At 64.0% G+C, this 19,423-nt stretch carries 19 protein-coding genes and 1 other RNA gene; 13 read left to right on the top strand and 7 right to left on the bottom strand.

Going from position 1 to position 19,423, the window contains the following annotated elements:
* Window positions 1-4 precede the first annotated feature (4 nt).
* From FOC84_RS08635 to FOC84_RS08620, 4 genes are all read left to right on the top strand, one after another.
* Window positions 5-1,507, top strand: coding sequence for a sensor histidine kinase (locus FOC84_RS08635; protein ID WP_173150020.1), 1,503 nt, complete (start codon window positions 5-7; stop codon window positions 1,505-1,507).
* 243 nt (window positions 1,508-1,750) lie between these two features.
* Window positions 1,751-2,179 carry a tripartite tricarboxylate transporter TctB family protein gene (locus tag FOC84_RS08630; RefSeq protein ID WP_173150018.1) on the top strand — a complete coding sequence of 143 codons (429 nt, stop codon included), beginning with the start codon at window positions 1,751-1,753 and terminating at the stop codon, window positions 2,177-2,179.
* 6 nt (window positions 2,180-2,185) lie between these two features.
* Entirely contained in the window at window positions 2,186-3,715 is a 1,530-nt protein-coding gene (locus FOC84_RS08625) for a tripartite tricarboxylate transporter permease (protein WP_173144057.1), read from the top strand.
* Between the two features lie 108 nt (window positions 3,716-3,823).
* Complete coding sequence (locus tag FOC84_RS08620) at window positions 3,824-4,753, top strand: 2-hydroxyacid dehydrogenase (protein WP_173144056.1); 930 nt, start codon at window positions 3,824-3,826, stop codon at window positions 4,751-4,753.
* On the opposite strand, the gene FOC84_RS08615 is transcribed toward FOC84_RS08620, so the two are convergent.
* The gene (locus FOC84_RS08615; protein WP_088138358.1) at window positions 4,747-5,682 is read right to left on the bottom strand and encodes a LysR family transcriptional regulator; all 936 of its coding nucleotides are present in this window, start codon (window positions 5,680-5,682) and stop codon (window positions 4,747-4,749) included. The two genes, FOC84_RS08620 and FOC84_RS08615, sit on opposite strands and share 7 nt — an antisense overlap.
* A 152-nt stretch (window positions 5,683-5,834) precedes the next feature.
* Here FOC84_RS08615 and FOC84_RS08610 point away from each other — a divergent pair, with 152 nt between their 5' ends.
* The gene (locus tag FOC84_RS08610) at window positions 5,835-6,464 is read left to right on the top strand and encodes an FMN-dependent NADH-azoreductase (protein WP_173144055.1); all 630 of its coding nucleotides are present in this window, start codon (window positions 5,835-5,837) and stop codon (window positions 6,462-6,464) included.
* A 64-nt stretch (window positions 6,465-6,528) separates the two neighbouring features.
* On the opposite strand, the gene FOC84_RS08605 is transcribed toward FOC84_RS08610, so the two are convergent.
* The 4 genes from FOC84_RS08605 to FOC84_RS08590 form a co-directional block, all read right to left on the bottom strand.
* On the bottom strand, window positions 6,529-7,434 hold the full coding sequence (locus FOC84_RS08605; protein ID WP_173144054.1) for an NAD(P)-dependent oxidoreductase: 906 nt from the start codon (window positions 7,432-7,434) through the stop codon (window positions 6,529-6,531).
* Window positions 7,435-7,510: 76 nt separating this feature from the next.
* Entirely contained in the window at window positions 7,511-9,115 is a 1,605-nt protein-coding gene (locus FOC84_RS08600) for a gamma-glutamyltransferase family protein (protein ID WP_173144053.1), read from the bottom strand.
* Window positions 9,116-9,302: 187 nt separating this feature from the next.
* Entirely contained in the window at window positions 9,303-10,808 is a 1,506-nt protein-coding gene (locus FOC84_RS08595; RefSeq protein WP_173144052.1) for a tripartite tricarboxylate transporter permease, read from the bottom strand.
* A gap of 13 nt (window positions 10,809-10,821) precedes the next feature.
* Window positions 10,822-11,286 carry a tripartite tricarboxylate transporter TctB family protein gene (locus FOC84_RS08590; protein ID WP_173144051.1) on the bottom strand — a complete coding sequence of 155 codons (465 nt, stop codon included), beginning with the start codon at window positions 11,284-11,286 and terminating at the stop codon, window positions 10,822-10,824.
* 424 nt (window positions 11,287-11,710) lie between these two features.
* Here FOC84_RS08590 and FOC84_RS08585 point away from each other — a divergent pair, with 424 nt between their 5' ends.
* The 4 genes from FOC84_RS08585 to FOC84_RS08570 all read left to right on the top strand — a co-directional run bounded on the left by FOC84_RS08585 (window position 11,711) and on the right by FOC84_RS08570 (window position 13,525).
* On the top strand, window positions 11,711-12,157 hold the full coding sequence (locus FOC84_RS08585) for a hypothetical protein (RefSeq protein WP_173144050.1): 447 nt from the start codon (window positions 11,711-11,713) through the stop codon (window positions 12,155-12,157).
* Window positions 12,157-12,468 (top strand): cell division protein ZapA, encoded by a 312-nt coding sequence (locus FOC84_RS08580; protein WP_173144049.1) that lies wholly within the window; start codon window positions 12,157-12,159, stop codon window positions 12,466-12,468. The genes FOC84_RS08585 and FOC84_RS08580 overlap by 1 nt, the downstream gene beginning before the upstream one ends.
* 32 nt (window positions 12,469-12,500) lie before the next feature.
* Window positions 12,501-12,685, top strand: a non-coding RNA gene (gene ssrS / locus FOC84_RS08575) — 6S RNA.
* 81 nt (window positions 12,686-12,766) lie between these two features.
* Window positions 12,767-13,525, top strand: coding sequence for an SIMPL domain-containing protein (locus FOC84_RS08570; protein WP_173144048.1), 759 nt, complete (start codon window positions 12,767-12,769; stop codon window positions 13,523-13,525).
* On the opposite strand, the gene lgt is transcribed toward FOC84_RS08570, so the two are convergent.
* Window positions 13,500-14,288 carry a prolipoprotein diacylglyceryl transferase gene (gene lgt / locus FOC84_RS08565; protein WP_173144047.1) on the bottom strand — a complete coding sequence of 263 codons (789 nt, stop codon included), beginning with the start codon at window positions 14,286-14,288 and terminating at the stop codon, window positions 13,500-13,502. The genes FOC84_RS08570 and lgt overlap by 26 nt on opposite strands.
* A 125-nt stretch (window positions 14,289-14,413) precedes the next feature.
* Here lgt and ilvD point away from each other — a divergent pair, with 125 nt between their 5' ends.
* From ilvD to msrA, 3 genes are all read left to right on the top strand, one after another.
* Window positions 14,414-16,099: a dihydroxy-acid dehydratase gene (gene ilvD / locus FOC84_RS08560; protein ID WP_173144046.1), complete on the top strand. Its 1,686-nt coding sequence runs from the start codon at window positions 14,414-14,416 to the stop codon at window positions 16,097-16,099.
* A complete protein-coding gene (locus FOC84_RS08555; RefSeq protein ID WP_054458538.1) occupies window positions 16,083-16,418 on the top strand; it encodes a c-type cytochrome in 336 nt (111 codons plus the stop codon). The genes ilvD and FOC84_RS08555 overlap by 17 nt, the downstream gene beginning before the upstream one ends.
* Before the next feature lie 79 nt (window positions 16,419-16,497).
* On the top strand, window positions 16,498-17,052 hold the full coding sequence (gene msrA, locus FOC84_RS08550) for a peptide-methionine (S)-S-oxide reductase MsrA (protein WP_173144045.1): 555 nt from the start codon (window positions 16,498-16,500) through the stop codon (window positions 17,050-17,052).
* Between the two features lie 83 nt (window positions 17,053-17,135).
* Here msrA and hppD read toward each other — a convergent pair whose 3' ends face one another.
* Window positions 17,136-18,248: a 4-hydroxyphenylpyruvate dioxygenase gene (hppD, locus tag FOC84_RS08545; RefSeq protein WP_059373040.1), complete on the bottom strand. Its 1,113-nt coding sequence runs from the start codon at window positions 18,246-18,248 to the stop codon at window positions 17,136-17,138.
* 155 nt (window positions 18,249-18,403) lie between these two features.
* Between hppD and FOC84_RS08540 the strand changes: the two genes are divergently transcribed.
* Entirely contained in the window at window positions 18,404-18,880 is a 477-nt protein-coding gene (locus FOC84_RS08540; protein ID WP_054458545.1) for an Lrp/AsnC family transcriptional regulator, read from the top strand.
* Window positions 18,881-19,423: the final 543 nt, after the last annotated feature.

The raw sequence follows: 19,423 nt of genomic DNA, 5'->3' as shown, positions 1-19,423 counted from the left end.
GCGCGTGGGTATCCGCGCGCTGCTGATCATTCTGCTGCTGCCGGGCGTGATCGTGCTGCTGGTCGTGGACAGCGTGAACGACTACCGCACGCTGGCCGAGATCACCAACGAAGCCTACGACAGCGCCCTGGTGGAGCCGGCCCGGGTGCTGGAAAGCAGCCTGGAGTTCACCCCTGACGGCAATCTGCAGGTCGCCACGCCGCTGTACGCACAGGTGATGCTGGAGTCCCGTGCGGGTCTGCGCAAGTATTTCCGCATCGAAGAGATCGACCCGCCCCTGCCGGACGGCGCGGCCGTGCCCACCGAGCCGGGCAAGACCCTGCTGGGCATGCCGGAAATGCCGCGTCCGCCCACCTGGCCGCGTTCCAACAGTCAGCCGATTTTCTACGACAGCGTCTATCGCAACGATCCCGTGAGGGTCGTTGCCGTCGTGCGGGATCTGTACTACCAAGGGCAGCACCGCCAGGTGCTGGTGGTCGTGGCGGAAAGCACCGGCAAGCGCATCGAGGCCGAGAACAACGCGCGGCGCCAGGAAATCCTGCGCGACACGCGCATGCTGGCGCTGGTCGCGCTGCTGGTGTGGTGGGGCGTGTCGTGGGCGCTGAAGCCCCTGCGCCGCCTGCGCAACGATATCCGCGCGCGCCGCCCTGATGACCTGACGCCGCTGGACGCCTCGCGCGTGCCCAGCGAAGTGGCGCCGCTGGTCGACGCGGTCAATCACCATATCGCCCGCTACCGTCGCGTCCTGGACGAGCAGTCGCAGTTCCTGGCCGATGCCTCCCATCAGCTGCGCACGCCGCTGGCCATCATGCTGACGCAGGCGCAGTACGCCCTGCGCGAACGCGATCCTGCCCGCGCGCAGGAGGGCTTGCGCGGCATCGTCGACCAGTTGGGCCGCACGCGCCGCCTGACCGAGCAGCTGCTGGCGCTGGCGCACGCCAACCAGGCCGATCAGCAGCCGCGGCAGCTGCTGGACATGAACAGCGTATCGCGCGAGGTGGTGCTGCAATACCTGCCGTTGGCGCATGAAAAGCAGCAGGACCTGGGCTGGGTACAGGCGGGCTCTGAAGAGGGCGTGGAAATTCCGGCGCCGGTGTCGGGCAATGAGGCCGAACTGCACGAAGCGCTGTCGAACCTGGTGCACAACGCCATCCACTACGCGCCTGCTGGCGCGCGCATCACCGTGTCGGTCTGTTGCAACGACAACCGCGCCGAGGTCGCCGTTTCCGACAACGGGCCAGGGCTGGATCCGATACTGCGCCAGCGCGCCTTCGCGCGTTTCGAGCGGGTCGGCACGGACAAGCCGGTCGCCTCGTCGGGCTCGGGCCTGGGCCTGGCGATCGCGCGCGCCTACGCGCGCCGCAATGACGGCGACATCGAATTGCGCGACGGCGAGCCGAATGCGCAGGGCGGCGTCGGCCTGGCCTCGGTGCTGTGGCTGCCGCTTGCGTCGACGGTGTCGCAGTATCCGCGTCCGCTCGATGTCGAGCTCAAGGGCGATCAGTAACTTCTCTGCATTTCCGCTTTCATCCGCGGCTTCCGTTCAGGGATAACCCCCGAATTCAGGAACGCGACAGCGCACAGAAAGCGGATTAGCAGCTTCCTTCCGTAATCTGCGTGCGGGCCTGTCGTCAGGACCCGGGCGGCGCTCGTTTCGAGCCGCACATCCCGGGCAGGCGCTGGCCGCACCACGAAGGAGGATGAAGTGCAAAAGACAATCAATAGAAAGGACTATTACGGCGGAGCGCTGATGGTCCTCATTGGGCTGGGGGCGATTTACGGCGGGACCGACTATCACATCGGCACCCTGAGCCACATGGGCCCCGGCTTTTTCCCCGCGGCGCTCGGCGGCCTGCTGGCGCTGACCGGCGTGCTGATCGCCGTTTCGGCGCGTTCGGGCGAGTCGACCGCCCCGGCGCCCGGCGACGGCCATGCCCACGGCCTGCCCGATTTCCGCGGCGGCGCCTGCATTCTGCTGGGCATCCTGGCTTTCCTGCTGCTAGGTCACTACGGCGGCTTGCTGCCCGCCACGTTCGCCATCGTATTCATCTCGGCGCTGGGCGACCGCAAGAACACGATCAAGCAGGCCATCCTGCTTTCGGTCGCCATGACCGCCATCGCGGTTGTTGTCTTCTGGTGGGCGCTGCAGCTGCAGCTTCCGCTGTTTCGCTGGGGTTGATGCGCCATGATTTCCCAATCCTTGATGGACCTCTGGTACGGCTTCGGCGTTGCCTTCCAGTGGCATAACCTGATGTGGTCGTTCTTCGGCGTGCTGGTGGGCAACCTCATCGGCGTGCTGCCCGGCATGGGCGCGCTGTCGGCCATTTCCATATTGCTGCCGCTCACCTATGTGATGCATCCGGTGCCCGCCATCCTGATGCTGGCCGGCATCTTCTACGGTTCGCAGTATGGCGGCGCCATCGGCGCGATCCTGCTGAATCTGCCTTCGCATCCGCCGCATGCGGTCACCTGCCTGGACGGCTATCCGCTGACCAAGCAGGGCAAGGGCGGAACCGCGCTGGGCATCACGATGATCTGTTCGTTCTTCGCTGCATCGGTGGGGATCATCGTCATGATCTTCGCCTCGCCGCTGCTGGTCGAAGTGGCGTTCAAGTTCGGTCCCACCGAGATCTTTTCGATCATGCTGTTGGGCTTGCTGGCCGGCGCCACGATGTCGCGCGGCTCGCCGCTGAAGGGCGTGGCGATGACCTTGTTCGGCCTGATGTGCGGCGTGGTGGGCACGGACGTGAACACCGGCACCATCCGCTTCTCGTTCGGGCTGCTGGACCTGTCCGACGGCCTGGAGCTGGTGGCGATCTCTATGGGCTTGTTCGGGGTGGCTGACTTCCTCATGAGCGTCAACCGCATGACCATCATCGGCAGCGGCGCCAAGCTGCGCCTGCGCGACATGCGGCCCAGCAAGCAGGAACTCAAGACTGCCTTCTGGCCCATGGTGCGCGGCACGGCGGTAGGCACGCTGTTCGGCGCCATGCCCGGCACCGGCCCCACCATCACCACCTTCGTGGCCTATGCGCTGGAGCGCAAGATATCCAAGACGCCCGAGAAATTCGGCACTGGCATGATCGCCGGCGTGGCGTCGCCGGAAGCGTCCTCGCACTCCAAGACGCAGGTCGACTTCATCCCCACGATGAGCCTGGGCATCCCCGGCGACGCGGTGATGGCGCTGATCCTGGGCGCGTTGCTGATCCAGGGCATCCAGCCCGGCCCGCAGCTGATCACCGAGCATCCGGACATCTTCTGGGGCCTGATCGCCAGCTTCTGGGTGGGCAACGTGCTGCTGATGGTGCTGAACGTGCCGCTGATCGGCGTGTGGGTGAAACTGCTGCAGGTGCCGTACCGCTATCTGTTCCCGTCGGCGCTGTTCTTCATTGCGGTGGGGGTGTTCAGCACGCAGAACAGTCTCTTCCAGATCTGGGAAGTGCTGGCGTTCGGCGTGATCGGCGCGATCCTGATGACGCTGGAGTTTTCCGTTGCGCCCATCCTGCTTGGCTTCGTGCTCGGGCCGATGGTCGAAGAGAACTTCCGCCGTGCGCTGCTGCTGTCGCGCGGCGATCTGGCGGTGTTCGTGGAGCGGCCGATCAGCGCCTGGTTCATCGGCGCAAGCGCGTTGCTGATCTTCCTGCAGGTGTGGACGTTCCTGCGCCGCAACAAGAACAAGGACAAGGGCAAGCCCGAAGTGCCGCAGGCGGCCTGAGCGCTTTTCCGTTTGCCTGTACACGGCCCGGCTACCTGCCGGGCCGTTTGATTTGTACGGCGGCATCCCTCATGCTTGAGGCTTCCCGAGTCCGCACCCCTAGCCATCATGCACATACTCTTTGCCTGTCCCCACCATGATCCCGCCGCCTGGGTTCCGCTGCTGGAAGCCGCCATGCCCGGATGCCGCATTTCGGTGTGGAATCCGGACGGCCCGCCTTCGGGCGCGCAGGCGGCTCTGGTCTGGCGTCCGCCGGCCGCACTCTTCGAACACGAGACCGGCCTGACCACGCTGTTCAATCTGGGCGCCGGCGTCGACGCCTTGCTGAAGATGCCCGAGATTCCGCCGCAGGTGCGCATCGTCCGCCTGGAGGATGCGGGCATGTCGGTGCAGATGGCGGAATACGCCTTGTACGCGCTGTTGCGCGTCTCGCGCGATTTCGAAGCCTTCGACCATGCGCAGGCGCGGCAGCACTGGGACACCCGCGAAGGCTCGCGGCAGGCGGACTGGCCAGTGGGCGTACTGGGACTGGGGCAGGTGGGGGCGCGCGTGGCGCAGACCCTGGCCGAATTCGGCTATCCGGTGGCGGGCTGGTCGCGCACGCCGCGCGAGATTCCCGGCGTCGAGACCTTTGCGGGAGCGGCCGCCTTGCCCGCATTCCTGGCCCGCACGCGCTTCCTCGTGAACGTGCTGCCGCTCACGCCGGACACTGTCGGCATCCTCAATCGCGAAACGCTGTCGCAACTGCTGCCGCATGCGCATTTGGTCAACGTGGGCCGCGGCGAACACCTGGTCGAGGACGACCTGGTGCAGATGCTCGAAGAAGGCGAGATCGACGGCGCCACGCTGGACGTCTTCCACACCGAGCCCTTGCCCAAGGACCATGCGTTCTGGCGCGATGCGCGCGTGCACGTCACGCCGCACATCGCGGCTCGCACCTTGCGCGACGAAAGCATCCGGCAGATCGCAGGCAAGGTCGCGCAGCTGCAGCGCGGCGAAGCCATCACCGGCGTGGTGGACCGTTCGCGCGGCTACTGAGCCGGCGGCAACGGGGCTTTTTCCAGCCGCTGGTACATCGCGGGCAGGCGCTCCGACAGGAAATCGAGCAGGGCGCGCACGGCGGGCATCATGCCCCGCCGCGACGGATAGATGCAATGCACGATGCCCTCGGGCGACTGCCATTGCGGCAGGACCTGCACCAGCTGGCCGCGCCGCAGCTGTTCATGCGTGGCGATCGAAGGCAGCAGGGCGATGCCGCGGCCGCGCACCGCGGCCTCGGTCAGCACGATGAAGTCGTTGCAGGACAGCTGCGGCTTCAGTTCCACGTGCACCTCTTCGCCCTTGTCGTTGCGCAATGGCCAGCGCACTTCGTTTTGCGGATCGCTGAAGCTCAGCGTGGTGTGCGTGGCAAGATCCTGCGGCGTGTCGGGCGTGCCGTGGCGCTGCAGGTAGCTGGGGCTGGCGACCAGCGTGCCGCGGGCCGTGCCAAAGTGGCGCACGACCAGTTCGGCGTCGGTATCCAGCTTGGTGCGCACCCGCAACGCCAGATCCACCCCTTCCCGGATCAGGTCCACGCGGCGGTTGGTCACCAGCAATTGCACCGATACGGCGGGCCAGGCGTCCAGGAATTCCGGCAGCAGGGGCGACAGTACGTCCTGCGCGATGGACACGGGGCAGCTCACGATCACGGGGCCCGTGGGCTCCGCTTGCAACTGCCGCATGGCGTCGTCCGCGGCGCGGGCCGAGGCGGCCATTTCGCGGCAATAGTGCAGATAGCGCTCGCCAGCCGAGGTCAGGCGCAGGCGGCGGGTCGTGCGTTGCAGCAGGCGCACGCCCAGACTTTCCTCCAGGTGCGAGATCCGGCGCGACAAGCGTGACTTCGGAATGTCCAACGCGCGGGCCGCGGCGCTGAAGCCTCCCTGCTCGACCACCTGGGAGAAGTAATAGAGGTCGTTGAGATCTTGCATTATTGTTCTATTCCTGGAACGAATAGTTCATCATAACCGTATTTATGTGAACAATTAACCGGTCTACAGTGACGCCATGCACTCGGGATCTGATCAAAGCCTACGGATCCTGACCGCCCGCAACGAGCGGGCCCTCACTGGAGAAATTTGCAATGAAGACCCTGGTTATCCTTTCCTCTATTCTCGGCGATCGTTCCAACAGCAAGCAATTGGCCGATCACCTGATCAACCGCGTCAAGGCGTCTAATCCGGCCGCGGCCATCAAGGTCCGTGACCTCGGCGCCCAGCCCATCCCTTACTTCGACGGCAACACCGCCGGCGCCCTGTTCACCCCGGCTGATGCCCGCAGCCTGGACCAGCAACGCCTGGTTGAGATGAGCGACGCCCTGGTCGCCGAATTGATGGAGGCCGATCGCATCGTCTTCGCCGTTCCGGTCTACAACTTCAACATGCCCGCGCAGTTCAAGAGCTACCTCGACCATCTCGCCCGCGCCGGCATCACCTTCCGGTATACCGCCGAAGGCGTGCCGGAAGGCCTGGTCAAGGGCAAGCAGGTGTTTGTGCTGACCGCTCGCGGCGGCAAGGCCGAAGGCACTCCCTCGGACACGCTGACGCCTTACCTGCGCCAGATGCTCGCCTTCCTGGGCATGAACGACGTCACCTTCATCGCCGCCGAAGGCATGGCCATGGGCGAAGTGGCCGCGCTCGAAGGCATGGCGCAGGCCAAGCAGCGCATCGATGCCTTGCTGCCCGCCGCGCAGCAGGACAGCCTGGCCGCGTAAGCGCAGGCGTCCAACGCAAAAGGCGAGCCTTGCGGCTCGCCTTTTTTTGCCGAGAGAGCAGGGCTCAGCCGCGCAGGCGCTTGATCAGGCTCGAGGTATCCCAGCGGTTGCCGCCCATCTTCTGGACGTCGCCATAGAACTGGTCCACCAGCGCCGTCAGGGGCAGGCGCGCGCCATTGTGGCGGGCTTCGGCCAGCACCAGGCCCAGATCCTTGCGCATCCAGTCCACGGCGAAGCCGAAGTCGAACTTGTCGTCGACCATGGTGCCGCCGCGGTTCTCCATCTGCCAGCTCTGCGCCGCGCCCTTGCTGATCACGTCCAGCACCACCTTCATGTCCAGGTCGGCCGCCTGGCCGAAAGCGATGGCTTCGGACAGGCCTTGCACCACGCCTGCGATGCAGATCTGGTTGACCATCTTGGCCAGTTGGCCCGCTCCGGGCGGTCCCACCAGCGTGACGGCGCGGCCGAAGCATTGCGCCACGGGCTTGATCGCGTCGAACACGGCCTGTTCGCCGCCGCACATGATGGTCAGCGCGCCATTGACCGCGCCCGCCTGCCCGCCCGACACCGGGGCATCGATGAAATTCAGGCCCAGGTCCTTGGCCTGCGCATAGAGTTCGCGCGCCACGTCGGCGGACGCGGTGGTGTGGTCGACGAAGACCGCGCCGGGCGTCATGCCGGCGAAAGCGCCGTCCGGTCCCAGCACCACGCTGCGCAGATCATCATCGTTGCCGACGCAGGCGAACACGATCTGAGCGCCGGCCACGGCTTCACGCGGCGTGGCCGCGCTCTTGCCGCCGAACTCGGCCACCCAGGCCTGGGCCTTGGCGGGCGATCGGTTGTAAACCGTGACCTCATGTCCCGCGCGCGCCAGGTGGCCGGCCATGGGCAGGCCCATCACGCCCAGACCGAGGAAAGTGACTTTCTGGGGTACGACAGCGTCGTAGCTCTTGGTACCGATCGTTGCCATGCAGGGGACTCCGCTCTATGTGATTAGGGCCATCAGGGGCGCTGGCGCCTGTAAACAGGCCCTAACCTTAACGCAATCAAAAGCCCGCGGCGAGTCCATCGCGCCGGCTGTCGCTGGCGCTGACATAGCCGTCCACGGCCGGGTCGCCCAGGCGCCAGATGAACTGTCCCGATCCGAAGTCCATGTAGGGATCCGCCATGCTTTCGAGCACGTGGCCGCGGGCGCGCAGCCCTTGGGCCACGGCCGGGGCCAGTCCGGCCTCCGTGTCCAGCGAGAGCCCATGGTTCCATTTCCAGCGAGGCGCGTCGCAGGCAGCCTGCGGTTGCTGCCCGTAGTCCAGCATCCGCACCAGCGTCTGCACCTGCCCCTGGGGCTGCATATTGCCTCCCATGACCCCGAAACTCATGACGGGAGCGCCATTGCGCATCAGGAAGCCGGGGATGATGGTGTGGAAAGGGCGTTTGCCGCCCGCCACCGCATTGGGGTGGCCGGGGTCGGTGCTGAAGCAATGGCCGCGGTTCTGCAGGCTGACGCCGGTGCCCGGCACCACCACCCCGGAGCCGAAGCCCATGTAGTTCGACTGGATGAAGCTGACCATCATGCCGCACTTGTCCGCGGCCGTCAGGTAGACGGTGCCTCCGCGCGGCGCATGGCCGCTGCCATGCGCCTGCGCCGCATGGCGGTCGATCAGGCGTGCGCGTTGCGCCAGATAGTCCGCAGCCAGCATCTGTTCGGGCGTGACGCGCATGTGCTGGGCGTCGGCCACGTGCGCGTAGACATCGGCGAAGGCCAGCTTCATCGCCTCGATCAGCAGGTGCTGCGTTTCGGGATGGTCCACGGGGCGCGCCGCCACGTCGAAGTGCTGCAGGATGCCCAGGGCGATCAGGGCGGCGATGCCCTGGCCGTTGGGCGGAATCTGATGCAGGGTGTGGCCGCGGTACGCTTGGCTGATGGGCGTGACCCACTGCGGCGCGTAATCGCGCAGATCCGCCAGCGTCAGCGCGGCGTCGTGGGCCTGGGCATGCGCCACCAGCTTGTGCGCGGTTTCGCCTTCGTAGAAGTCCCTGCCGCCGCTGGCGGCAATGCGCTTGAGCGTGGCGGCCGCGCCTTGCAGCACGAAGTGCTCGCCGACCTGCGGGGCGCGTCCACGCGGCAGGAAATGCTCGGCAAAGCCTGGCTGCGGCTGCAGGACGTCGGCCTGCGCCGCCCACTTTTCCTGCACGATGGGCGACACGGCAAAGCCGCGCTCGGCGTATTCGATGGCGGGCGCCAGCACGTCGGCGTAGGCCAGGCGGCCCAGCTTTTCATGCAGCGCGGTCCAGCCGGCCACGCAACCCGGTACCGTCACGCTGTCCCAGCCGCGGGCCGGGATGGCGCCCTGATGCTTGCGCCGGAAGTAATCCATGTTCCAGGCTGCCGGCGCCGTGCCCGAGGCATTCAGGCCATGCAGCTTGGACCCGTCCCAGACAATGGCGAAACAATCCGATCCCAGCCCGTTGCTGACGGGCTCCGTCAGCGCCAGCGTGGCGGCTGCGGCGATCGCCGCGTCGACGGCGTTGCCGCCTTGCGCCAGGATGCGCAAGCCCGCCTGTGCGGCCAATGGTTGCGAGGTGGCGACCACGTTGCGTGCGAACACCGGGCGCCGGGTGCTGGGATAGGGGTTGTTCCAGTTGAAATTCATCTCGAATCATCGCGTGGGGAAAACCCTAGATTAACGTACTGGAACGACGTTTGAACATAAGCCGTATCGAGTTGTAGTGCTTGGTAGCGTTTGTCGGACTGGATACCGGACGCGCAAAGAAAAACCCCCGGGCGGAACCCGGGGGTTTTCAGGGCGAGACGGCGGCCGCAAGGCAGCCGGCTGCGCTTTACTCTTCTTCGACGAAGGTCTCTTCGCGTTTCTTGCGGATCGCGGGCAGAGCCACCAGGATCACCAGGAAGGCGGCGAAAGCCAGCAGCGAGGCCGACAGCGGACGCGTCACGAAGGTCGTGAAGTCGCCGCGCGACAGCAGCAGGGCGCGACGGAAGTTCTCTTCCATCATGGGACCCAGCACCAGGCCCAGCAGCAGCGGCGCGCCTTCGCACTTCAGCTTGGACCACACGTAGCCGATGACGCCGAAGATGGCGGTGGTGAAGATGTCGAACGTGTTGTAGTTCAACGAATACACACCGATGGTGCAGAACACCAGGATCGCCGGGAACAGGATGCGGTAGGGCACCTTCAGCAGTTTGACCCACAGGCCGATCAGCGGCAGGTTCAGCACCACCAGCATCAGGTTGCCGATCCACATCGAGGCGATCAGGCCCCAGAACAGCTCCGGGTGGCTCGTCATGACTTGCGGGCCGGGCTGGATGTTGTGGATGGTCATGGCGCCGACCATCAGCGCCATCACGGCGTTGCCCGGGATGCCCAGCGTCAGCAGCGGGATGAACGAAGTCTGCGCGGCGGCGTTGTTCGCCGATTCCGGGCCAGCCAGGCCGGCCGGGTGGCCCTTGCCGAAGCGTTCCGGATTCTTCGAGATCTTCTTTTCCAGCGTGTAGGACGCGAACGACGACAGCACGGCGCCACCGCCCGGCAGGATGCCCAGAGCCGAACCCAGGGCCGTACCGCGCAACACGGCGGGGGCGGCTTCCTTGAATTCCTGCTTGTTGGGATACAGCGAGCCGATCTTGTCGGTGATGTCGACGCGGTTTTCCTTCTGCTCGAGGTTGGTCATGATTTCGGCAAAGCCGAACACGCCCATGGCCACGATGGCGAAGTCGATGCCGTCTTGCAGTTCGGGAATGCCGAAGTCGAAGCGGGCGACGCCCGAGTTCACGTCGGTGCCCACCATGCCCAGCAGCAGGCCCAGCAGAATCATCGCGATTGCCTTGGGCAGCGAACCCGAAGCCAGCACCACGGCGCCGACCAGGCCCAGACACATCAGCGAGAAGTACTCGGCGGGGCCGAACTTGAACGCGACTTCAGCCAGCGGAGGAGCGAAGGCGGCCAGCAGCAGCGTGGCCACGCAGCCTGCGAAGAACGAACCCAGAGCGGCGATGGCCAGTGCGGCGCCAGCGCGGCCATTGCGGGCCATCTGGTGGCCGTCCAGCACGGTCACCACCGCGGACGTTTCCCCTGGCAAGGCCACGAGAATTGCCGTCGTGGAGCCGCCGTACTGGGCGCCGTAGTAGATGCCTGCCAGCATGATCAGGCCGGCCACCGGGGGCAGCACGTACGTGATCGGCAGCAACATTGCAATGGTCGGGACAGGGCCGATGCCCGGCAGCACGCCAATCAGCGTACCCAGGATGCAGCCCAGCAGTGCGTAGGCCAGGTTCTCGGGCGTGAACGCCACCGAGAAGCCCAACATGAGGTTGTCAAATAGTTCCATGACCGTAGGCTCCTTAGTTCATGCCCAGAAACGACGGCCACAGCGGGAAAATCAGCCCCAGCCCCTTGACGAATGCCAGATACGAGAACACCACCAGGAAGATGCCGTTGGCGACGGCGACCTTCAGGCTGAACTCATGGCTGGCCAGGCTGCTGACGACAACCAGGACGAATACCGAGATGTAGATGCCCAGCAGCTTCAGGATGAAGCCGTAGAGCACGACCGATCCGACCACCAGGAAAACGATGCGCCAGTCGAACTTGTCGATGTGGGTTTCGTGCGCCTTCTTGGACAGCGAGCCAAGCAGCACGATGGCGCCCAGCAATGCCAGAACTATGCCTAGCCAGAAAGGAAAATACCCTGGGCCCATTCGGGCGGCAGTACCCATTTGGTAGCTGCTGGCCTGCCAGGCGAATCCCAGTCCAAGGGCGATGAACATCACCCCCGACCAGAAGTCCTGTCGATTGCGTAGCTGCATGATTGGTTGGCTCCTGTTTACAGCATGTAGATAAAAAGGTCTGTGGCCAATCCCGCCGACAGGCGAGTGACAGGCACAAAAAAGGCACTTCGGGGTGCCATTTGTTCTTATGAAAGGTAAGGCGGGGATTCTTGAAAGGGCGAATGGTAATGGACGCCCGCCACGCTGCAAACCCTGTAAGGTCCGCGAAAGGCTGGGGTTTTCCCTAGAATTCGGGAACTCCCGACCCCGAGTTGTAACGGGCTTGGAAGTTTGAGGGCTTTTTGAAAGCTAAGTGAAAGTTTATAGAAAGAAAGACGAAAGCAGGATCGGCCGGACGCGTGGCTTTCGAATGAGGGAGAGATAAATCCTACTGAATATTGCCGGGTTTCTCACCTTGCGTGAAGAGTCCCTGTTCAACCCAGGATGGTTTACGATAGCGCCCATGCTGCAAGATCTAGACCAACTCGCCGCCCGCATAGGGCAACTGGTGCAACGCACCCGCCATCTCCACGCGGAGCGCGACGCGTTGCGCAACCGCCTGAACGAAACCGAAGCTGAGCAGCGCGTGCTCAAGCAGCGCGCCGCCGAGCGCGAGGCCGAGATCGTCACGCTGCAGAGCAAGCTTCAGGACAACGACGGGGCGGTCACCGCCATGCTTGAGCAAGCCCAGCAGGCTGAAGCCTCGCTGCGCGAGCAACTGGCCCGCGAAACTTCCGAACGCCAGTCGCTCGAATCGCGTTTCTCCGCCAGGGAAACCGAACTGCAGGGCAATCTGCAGACCCGCGACACCGAATTACAGCGCTTGCGCGTGGCCGCCGCATCGGCCCGCGAGCGCATTGACGCCGTGCTGGCCCGCCTGCCGGGCGCACCGTCTGGAGAGCAACACTGATGGAACGCGTAGATGTCACCATACTGGGGCGCGACTATTCCCTGGCGTGTTCCGCCGAAGAGAAACCGACGCTGTTGGCCGCCGTGCGCCACGTGGACCAGTTGATGCTGCGCATCCAGGGCACAGGCAAGGTTTCCAGCAATGAACGCATCGCCGTGATGGCCGCTTTGCAGGTCGCGGGCGAGCTGCTCGCCATGAAAGCGCCCGACGGTCCCATGGGCGGTTTGGCGGTCGGCGACTTCAAGCGTAGAATCGAGGACATGAACGCAGTACTCGATGACGCCTTGTCGGGTCAGGAAAAACTGCTCTGACAGTTCATAAGCAGTATTCAAGTATTTTCAGTTTGTCCCTGCCGTGTCCGTGACTAGGCCATACATTCTCTGAACCTATGTCTTTTGGCATATTGGTTGCGGGAGTGCAGAGCTGGAGTGATCGTCTCCCGTAGACGAACCCGACGCTCTTCGGAACGCGACCACCTTGAACCTCAGGGTTCGAGATGCCGGCCTTGACGGCACAGGCGGGGCATCTATCCCAGCGGGCCTGCCATAAGAGCAGGTCCGCCCCGGGCGCCTCACATCTCCCCTTCGTCCTCCCTCCTAGGACCAGTCCATGTTCAAACACCCTGTTTTCTCGCTGACCAAACTCGGCGCGGCGTGCGCAACCGTGGCCGCTCTGAGCGCCGCGCCGCTTGTCCATGCGCAGACCCAGGCGCCCGCCGCCGCGACGGAAGCCTCGGCCAGCCGTGCGCCGGAACTGACGCTGCAGGCCAATGCGTCTTCCGAGGTCAAGCAGGACACGGTCCGCATTTCTCTGTCCGCCGAAGTCGAGGCGCCCGACCAGCCCGCCGCAGGCAAGAAGCTCAGCGCAGCCTTGGACGACGTGGTCAAGCGCGCGCGTGACGTCAAGGGCGTGGAAGTGCGCACCGGCGGCTACAACGTCTGGCCGAACACGTCCAGCAAGGGCAAGATCGGTTCCTGGCGCGGCCAGGGCGAAGTGATCCTGGAATCCAAGGACTTCGAAGCCGCGGCCGCACTGGCGTCCAAGCTGTCCGACAAGACCGCCATCTCCAACATCAGCTTCCTGCTGTCGCGCGAAGTGCGCGAGGCCGAAGAGCGCAAGCTGCTCAAGGAAGCCGCGCAAGCCTTCAAGGACCGCGCGCTGGCCGCAGCCAACGCCTTCGGTTTCTCGGGCTATCGCCTGTCCAAGCTGGAGTTGGGCGGCGCGGGCGGCCCGGTGCCGATGCCGCGCATGATGGGCGCCGCGGCCATGGCCAAGGACGCCTCGGGCGGCTACAGCCCGGACGTCCCGCTGGAAGCGGGCAACGTCACGGTCAGCATCGCGGTCAACGGGACGATCGTTTTGCAGTAAGGCTGAACATGATGGCGCCCAGGGCGACCATCGGCACGGACAGCCACTGTCCCATGCTCAAACCGCCCGCGAGCAGACCCAGGAAATTGTCCGGCTCGCGGGTGAATTCCACCAGGAAGCGGAACGTTCCGTAACCCATCAGGAAGAGCCCGCTCACCTGTCCCAGCGGGCGCGGCTTGCTCGAAAACCACCACAGCAGCGCAAACAGCACGATGCCTTCCAGGCCCAGCTCATAGAGCTGCGACGGGTGGCGCGCCAGGCCGTCGCCGCTGCCCGGAAACACCATGGCCCACGGCACATCGGTGGGCCGGCCCCAGAGTTCTCCGTTGATGAAGTTGCCCAGGCGGCCAAAGCCCAGGCCCAGCGGAATCAGCGGTGCAATGAAATCGCTGACCGCGAAGAACGGCAGCTTCTTCTTGCGCGCGAACAGCAGCATCACCAGGATCACGCCGATCAGGCCGCCATGGAACGACATGCCGCCCTGCCACAGATACAGCACTTCCAGCGGGTGGGACAGGTAATAAGAGGGCTTGTAGAACAGCACATAGCCCAGCCGTCCGCCCAGCACCACGCCCAGCACGCTATAGAAGATCAGGTCTTCCAGGTCCTTCACGTTCAGCGAGGTGGTGTGGCCGCTGGTGATGCGCCGGCGTCCCAGCAGGTACACCAGGGCAAAGCCCACCAGGTACATCAGTCCGTACCAGTGGATGGCTAGCGGCCCGATCTGCAGGGCGACGGGGTCAAATTGGGGATATTGCAGCATGTTCTGCCCGACACAATAAAGTTGAATGATAATAACCGGCGAACATTGAAGATTCGCGCGCAAGCGAGCCAGTTCCCCGGGGCGGTCGCCATGTCCGAGCCCCGGCGGCCGACAGGAGACAGACCATGCCGCATAACGATCGTTCCCGCCACATCACCCACGGCGTCGCGCGCGCACCCAACCGCGCCATGTACTACGCGCTGGGCTACCAGGAAAGCGACTTCGAAAATCCCATGATCGGCGTGGCCAACGGCCATTCGACGATCACGCCGTGCAATAGCGGCCTGCAGCGCCTGGCCGATGCCGCCATCGACGCCATCCGCGCATCGCGCGCCAACCCCCAGGTGTTCGGCACGCCCACCATTTCCGATGGCATGTCCATGGGCACCGAGGGCATGAAGTATTCGCTGGTCTCCCGCGAAGTCATCGCGGACTGTATCGAAACCGCCGCGCAAGGGCAGTGGATGGACGGCGTGGTGGTGATCGGCGGCTGCGACAAGAACATGCCCGGCGGCATGATCGCGCTGGCGCGCACCAACGTGCCCGGCATCTATGTCTATGGCGGCACCATCAAGCCCGGCCATTACAAAGGTAATGACCTCACCATCGTCTCCGTCTTCGAGGCCGTGGGCGAATACACCATGGGGCGCATGGCCGAAGAAGACTTCAAGCAGATAGAGAAATGCGCGATTCCGGGTTCGGGATCCTGTGGCGGCATGTACACGGCCAACACCATGAGCTCCGCGTTCGAAGCCATGGGCATGAGCCTGCCGTATTCCAGCACCATGGCCAACGAGGACGAGGAAAAAGTCGTGTCCGCCGCGGAGTCTGCGCGGGTATTGGTCGAAGCGGTCAGGAAGGGCCTGCGCCCGCGCGACATCATCACGCGCGAGTCCATCGAAAACGCGGTGTCCGTCATCATGGCCACGGGCGGCTCCACCAATGCCGTACTGCATTTCCTGGCAATCGCGCATGCCGCGGAAGTGCCCTGGACCATCGACGACTTCGAGCGCATCCGCAAGCGGGTGCCCGTGCTGTGCGACCTGAAGCCCTCGGGCAAGTACGTGGCGACGGACCTGCATCGCGCCGGCGGTATTCCGCAGATCATGAAGCTGCTGCTCAACGCCGGCCTGTTGCACGGCGACTGCATCACCATCACCGGCAAGACCATCGCCGAGACCCTGGCCGCCGTGCCTGATGCGCCCAGGGCGGACCAGGACGTCATCATGCCGCTGGACCGGGCGCTGTATCCGCAGGGCCATCTCGCCATCCTGAAAGGCAATCTCTCGCCCGAAGGTTGCGTCGCCAAGATCACCGGCCTGAAGAATCCCGTCATCACGGGTCCGGCGCGCGTCTTCGATTCCGAGGATGACGCCATGACGGCCATCATGGCGCGCGAGATCCGCGATGGCGATGTGGTGGTCATCCGCTACGAAGGTCCGAAGGGCGGCCCTGGCATGCGCGAGATGCTTGCGCCGACCTCCGCGCTGATCGGCCAGGGGCTGGGCGAAACGGTGGGTCTGATCACCGACGGCCGGTTTTCCGGCGGCACCTGGGGCATGGTCGTGGGCCACGTCGCGCCGGAGGCTTTCGTGGGCGGTCCCATCGCGCTGATCCGCGAGGGCGATTCGGTTACCATCGATGCCCACAAGCTGCTGTTGCAGCTCAATATCAGCGACGAAGAAATGGCGGCTCGTCGCCAGGCCTGGGTGCAGCCCCGGCCGCGTTATACACGCGGTGTGCTTGCCAAATTCGGCAAGCTCGCCAGCACCGCGAGCCGTGGGGCAGTTACCGATGCATTTGAAGAGTAGTCTGTTGTTGGCCGCCGCCTGCGTTCTGGGCGCGGGGGCGGCGCAAGCGCAAACCACCGGGTTGGATCTGGCCAAGAACAAGGCCTGTATGGCCTGCCACCAGGTCGAAGCCAAGCGTGTCGGTCCGCCGCTCAAGAGCGTGGCCGAACGCTATGCGGGGCAGGGCGACGCCATGGTCGATTACCTGGCAGGCAAGATCCGCGGCGGCGGCCGAGGCGCCTGGGGCGCCGTGCCCATGCCCGCGCAAACCCAGGTCAGCCCGGACGACGCCCGCGCGCTCGCCGAATGGATCTTGTCGCTGGCTCCGCCCAAGCAGTAGTCTTAATCTCTTGCGCCCCGCGCATGAAAGCCGGGTCGCCTGGCCGCATTCCGCGGCCACCTATCAGGAAGGAATCGTCATGGCAGAACAATCCTCCGCGGGCAACGAAGTCGCCGTACTCGGCGGCGGCTGCTTCTGGTGCGTCGAAGCGGTGTTCACCGAGCTGCGTGGCGTCAAGAGCGTGCTGCCCGGCTACAGCGGCGGGCATGTGGACAACCCCAGCTATGAGCAAGTCTGCGGGAAGGGCACGGGGCACATCGAAGTCGCCCGCATCGAGTTCGACCCCGCCGAACTGTCTTATAGCGATCTGTTGCGTGTATTCTTCGCGACCCACGATCCCACGACGCCGGGCCGCCAGGGCAACGACGTCGGCCCGCAGTACGAATCCGCCATCTTCTGGCAGAACGAAACGCAGCGTGTACAGGCGCAAGCCGTTATCGCCGAGGTCGAGGCGCAGAAGGTCTATGACGCGCCCATCGTGACGCAATTGCTCGCGCCCGCCAAGTTCTGGCAGGCCGAGGACTATCACAGCAACTACTTCGCCCTGCATCCTGAACAAGGCTATTGCCAGTTCGTGATCGCGCCCAAGGTCGCCAAGTTCCGCAAGCAGTTCCAGGAGCGGTTGCAAAAGTAGCGGGCAAAAAAAAACCTCACCACAGGGTGAGGTTTCAAAGCCAGCGCCGATGCCCGAGCACCAGGCGCTGGCGGGGGAAGTCTTTATTCGACGGTCTTCACCACGCCGCGGCGCATCTGGTCCAGTTCGATCGACTCGAACAGGGCCTTGAAATTCCCTTCGCCGAAGCCGTCGTTGCCCTTGCGCTGGATGATCTCGAAGAAGATCGGGCCGATCTGGTTTTCGGTGAAGATCTGCAGCAGCAGGCCGCCGCCGGGGGCGCCGTCCAGCAGGATGCGATTCTTCTGCAGGCGCGCCACGTCCTCGCCGTGGTTCGGCAGGCGGCGGTCCAGCAGTTCATAGTAGGTTTCCGGCGTATCCAGGAACACCACGCCATTCTGGCGCAGCGCCTCGATGGTCGCGTAAATGTCCTCCGTGGCCATGGCGATGTGCTGAATGCCTTCGCCACGGTACAGGTCCAGGTATTCCTGGATCTGGCCCTTCTCTTCCGTGCCTTCCTCGTTGATCGGAATGCGGATATTGCCGCAAGGCGAGGTCATGGCCTTGGACTTCACGCCTGTCACCTTGCCCTCGATGTCGAAGTAGCGCACTTCACGGAAGTTGAAGAGGCGTTCGTAGAACTCGGCCCACTCGGCCATGCGGCCCTTGTGCACGTTGTGGGTCAGGTGGTCCACCAGCGTCAGGCCGGCGCCACGGTGATTCAGGTCGGCCTGGGCGTTCTGCGGATCCACCGGCACGAAGTCCACGTCGTAGATGCTGATGTCGCCGATACCGCCATGGCCATCCTTGCCGCTCCAGCGGTCCACCAGATAGATCAGCGAATCGCCGATACCCTTGATCGCGGGGATGTTCAATTCCATCGGGCCGCTGTGGGAATCGAAGCCCCATGCGCCTAGCTCCAGCGCGCGCTTGTAGGCGGCATTGGCGTCCTGCACCCGAAAGCCGATCGCACAGATCGACGGGCCATGCAGGCGCGCGAAGCGCTGGGCAAAGGAATCCGGCTCGGCGTTGATCAGGAAGTTCACGCCGCCCTGGCGGTACAGGGTCACATCCTTGTGGCGGTGCTTGGCGATGGCTTTGAAGCCCAGCAGTTCGAACACCTTGCGCAGCGCGGCGGGGTCCGGCGCGGCATATTCAATGAACTCGAACCCGGCGGTGCCCATCGGGTTGTCCCAGGGTTGGAAAGCGCTGCTCATAAGTCTGCTCCCTTGCATCGTTTTAAGGACGACTTGTTCTTCAAGTCTAGACGGAGATTGTAGGAAGGAACGACGGGCAGACAATTGCAAACATGTCGCGAAAGCCAGGAGGTTGAGCAATAATATTGCCGTAGATAAAATATTTAGGGCTGAAAATGTCTGACATTGAGCTAGATAGGACAGATATACGGATTCTGGCCGAGCTGCAGCGCGATGGCCGCCTCAGCAACCAGGAGTTGGCCGACCGCGTGTCGCTATCGCCCAGCCCCTGCTTGCGGCGGGTCCGAAGGCTGGAAGAGAAGGGGTTCATCAAGAAGTACGTCGCGCTGATCGACGCCAAGAAGGTCGGCCTGGGTCTGCTGGCCTACGTGAACATCCGCCTGAACAAACACAGTGGATCCAGTCATGCCCCCATGAGCGACTTCGCCCGCGATGTGCAGCTCTGGCCGGAGGTGGTCGAGTGTTATGCCATGTCGGGAGACATGGATTACCTGCTGCGCATACAGGTCGCCGACCTGGCGCACTTCTCCCGGTTCGCCATGGACACGCTGATGCGCCACCCGGCAGTGGTAGACATGCGCTCATTCTTCGCGCTGCAGCAGATCAAGGAGACCACGGAGCTCAGGCTCTAGCGGGTGCTTTCCGCCTCTCTATATATAGGCATCGTTGTATTGACGTTGCCGCGGCAAATGCATGGAGCGCTTGGTGTGTCCCCAGAAAAATTCATCCATTTGAAAAAAGGGTGCCACCTCCGTAGCGCGGGCAAAATTTCGTGCTATAGTCTCGCTCCTTCGCGGTTCAGGCAGTTTTTGAGACGCGAAGCCAAGCAAGCACACAGGTCAGCATGGGTAACCAAGTCGATCTGCCGTCAGGCAAGCAGCGATGTCAGCTCAGCGGTTATTGCAAGGATTGCAGCAAATTAGGCAGAGGCCAGTTGCACAATCCGAAAATATCGTGCTATAGTCTTGGGCTTGGCTGGAGATGTTGATTTAGGGTTTACCCTGAAATTTCCAGCCGCCAATGACGGTAATCGATCTCTAGTTTCCAGGGCCAAGGCTGAAACGAAAGTTGAGCTGCGGGATTGCAAGATGGGGTGCAAGTTAGGCAAAAGCCAGTTGCACAATCTGCAAAAATCGTGTTATAGTCTTGGACTTGGCAGTTGCCGAAAACTTAGG

It is taken from the genome of Achromobacter pestifer (assembly GCF_013267355.1).
Lineage (GTDB): Bacteria > Pseudomonadota > Gammaproteobacteria > Burkholderiales > Burkholderiaceae_B > Achromobacter > Achromobacter pestifer_A.
This window is presented reverse-complemented; position numbering and strand designations above follow the sequence as displayed.